Origin of the sequence: Neisseria sicca VK64, assembly GCF_000260655.1 — a bacterium.
GTDB lineage: Bacteria > Pseudomonadota > Gammaproteobacteria > Burkholderiales > Neisseriaceae > Neisseria > Neisseria sicca_B.
Map to the genome: position 1 here is coordinate 1 of NZ_AJMT01000205.1, position 2,613 is coordinate 2,613.

Below are 2,613 nucleotides of genomic sequence, written 5' to 3' on the forward strand. Positions count from 1 at the left end.
ACGTTGACAGTCAATGCGGATGCGGTCAGCAACACTGAAACGAAGCGGATGAAAGCAGTCATAAAGCTCCTTAAATATTGCGTTGATAATCTGTTAGTCCGACGGTGGTAAAAAAGGTTTCTTATTTTCAGACGACCTTGGAGAGGGAATCCAATTATTGGGTATTGATATAGCAAACTTAAAAATATTTTTATGAATAACGCGCCAAATCTGCTTAAACTCTCTTCAGATATCACAGATTAACCTACAGACTGCTGATAATTTATTTATTAGAAAAGACCACAAATTTTCCATTAGGATAGGAACCTTCATATCCACATGGAAAACCATTATTGAGATAAATTAGCCTCATTTTTTCAATAAATGGAGATGTTTTATTATGGGCAACGCATAATAAAAGTTTTAGCATATCTCCCTCCATATTATTAAAAAGGAGGGAGATTTCCGTACCAGCATCATAACCAACTTTTTTGGTTGCGCCACAAAAGTCCTTTGAATAATTTAATTCTTCTTCCAAAAAATGATTAATTTTGGATAGTATGTTGCTATTTCCGTAAATATTTAAATTGACTATCTGGTTTTCCCATAAAGATTGCCAATCTTGAAAAAATTCTTCTGAATCATCAGTTGCAAAATAAGTAGCTAAATCACCATCATGGATTATCTTAATTTGATCATCTTTTATGTTAAAAGGTGAAGCGTAGAATTTTTCATTCTTTAAGAATTGAATTAATTCATCATGTTCAATATCTTTAATATTCCACATATATCCTATACCTTGTCAGAATTCTAAAATCAATTACTACTTTTTTAGGTTGCGCTTATGGAGGAGATGTCCGATAAACAGCTAAGAAGATATTATCGGATATAGATTCCAACCTACGGTTTCTCATAAAAAAGGTCGTCTGAAAATAAAATTTCAGACGACCTTTCAAACATATAACCCGATTAACCCAGATCAAACGCTTTATGCAGGACGCGGGTGGCGAGTTCCATGTATTTCTCGTCAATCAAGACGGAAACTTTGATTTCTGAGGTGGAAATCATTTGGATGTTGATGCCTTCTTCGGCGAGGGTGCGGAAGATTTTGGCGGCAACGCCGACGTGCGAACGCATGCCCAAGCCGACTGCGGAGACTTTGCACACGGTGTCGTCGCCGTCGATGGCGGCTGCGCCGATGCTGTCTTGCAGTTTGGTCAGGATTTCGATGGTTTGTTTGTACTCACCGCGCGGTACGGTGAAGGAGAAATCGGTAGTGCCTTCGCTGCCGACATTTTGGATGATCATATCGACTTCGATGTTGGCATCGGCAACCGCGCCTAAAATCTGATAGGCGACGCCGGGTTTGTCGGGTACGCCGCGCACGTTGATGCGGGCTTGGTTTTTATCGAATGCGATACCGGTTACGGCAGCTCTTTCCATGTTGTCGTCCTCTTCAAAGGTAATTAAGGTGCCGTTGCCTCCGTCTTGCAGGCTGCTCAGTACGCGCAGGCGCACTTTGTATTTTCCGGCGAATTCTACTGAACGGATTTGCAAAACTTTCGAACCGAGGCTTGCCAGTTCGATCATTTCTTCAAATGTAACCGTATCCATGCGGCGCGCTTCGGGTACGACGCGGGGGTCGGTGGTGTAAACGCCGTCTACGTCGGTATAGATTTGGCATTCGTCCGCTTTGAGGGCTGCGGCAAGCGCAACGGCGGAGGTGTCGGAACCGCCACGTCCGAGTGTGGAAATATCGCCTTCGCTGCTGATGCCTTGGAAGCCGGCGACGATGACGACTTTGCCTTCGGCGAGGTCGGCGCGCATTTTTTCGTCATCGATGCTTTCGATGCGGGCTTTGGTGTGGGAAGTATCGGTTTTGAGGGCGACCTGCCAGCCGGTGTAGCTCTTGGCATCCACGCCGATGTCTTTCAATGCCATTGCCAAAAGGCCGATGGTCACTTGTTCGCCGGTGGACAAGACTACGTCCAGTTCGCGCGGATCGGGATGCTCCTGCATTTCGTGCGCCAGCGCAACCAGGCGGTTGGTTTCGCCGCTCATGGCGGATACGACGACAACGATGTCGTGTCCTTCGGCGCGGGCTTTGGCGACACGTTTGGCTACGTTTTTAATGCGTTCGGGCGAGCCTACTGATGTGCCGCCGTATTTATGTACGATTAACGCCATGTTTCGTGCTTTCTTGAGGGGAGTTGGTCGGGCAGTATGGTCTGCTGGAAAAGGGCTTATTATTACTATTTTTTACATGAAATTCAAGGCTGGGACGGGAATAATCGAATTTTCTACCGTAAGCGGAGGATAAGGGCGGTGGAGTGTGATTCATGGCAAAAGGTCGTCTGAAAACCGAGGGGGTGTTTGAACTGGCCCCCAAATCTTGGACACTCATAAAAGCCTATTCAGGCACTCTGTGCAAGCTGGGTTCTGTATGCGACAGGACTCAGCTTTTTCAATTTCAAACTGCAACGCTCCCGGTTGTAGTAATCCATATAGTCATCTATCTGCTTCATCAATTCATCTACCGTCAATTCACCTGCGTTATAGAAACACTCCGTCTTTAACACCGCAAAGAAGCTTTCCATCGGCGCATTGTCCCAACAGTTCGCCTTTCGCGACATG

At 45.6% G+C, this 2,613-nt stretch carries 3 protein-coding genes; all 3 read right to left on the reverse strand.

Features of this window, described 5'->3' with window-relative positions:
* Positions 1-262: 262 nt before the first annotated feature.
* Positions 263-766 carry a hypothetical protein gene (locus HMPREF1051_RS12255; protein ID WP_003769215.1) on the reverse strand — a complete coding sequence of 168 codons (504 nt, stop codon included), beginning with the start codon at positions 764-766 and terminating at the stop codon, positions 263-265.
* 182 nt (positions 767-948) lie between these two features.
* Positions 949-2,166, reverse strand: a complete 1,218-nt coding sequence (locus HMPREF1051_RS12260) for an aspartate kinase (protein ID WP_003761460.1) — start codon at positions 2,164-2,166, stop codon at positions 949-951.
* Between the two features lie 227 nt (positions 2,167-2,393).
* A partial coding sequence (locus HMPREF1051_RS12265) for an IS3 family transposase (protein ID WP_036492283.1) occupies positions 2,394-2,613 on the reverse strand: 220 nt, incomplete at its 5' end.

What these genes read in the sequence shown, in the direction of transcription:
- HMPREF1051_RS12260 (WP_003761460.1), bottom strand. Translation starts at nt 2,166, where the DNA reads ATGGCGTTAATCGTACATAAATACGGCGGCACATCAGTAGGCTCGCCC.
- HMPREF1051_RS12255 (WP_003769215.1), bottom strand. Translation starts at nt 766, where the DNA reads ATGTGGAATATTAAAGATATTGAACATGATGAATTAATTCAATTCTTA.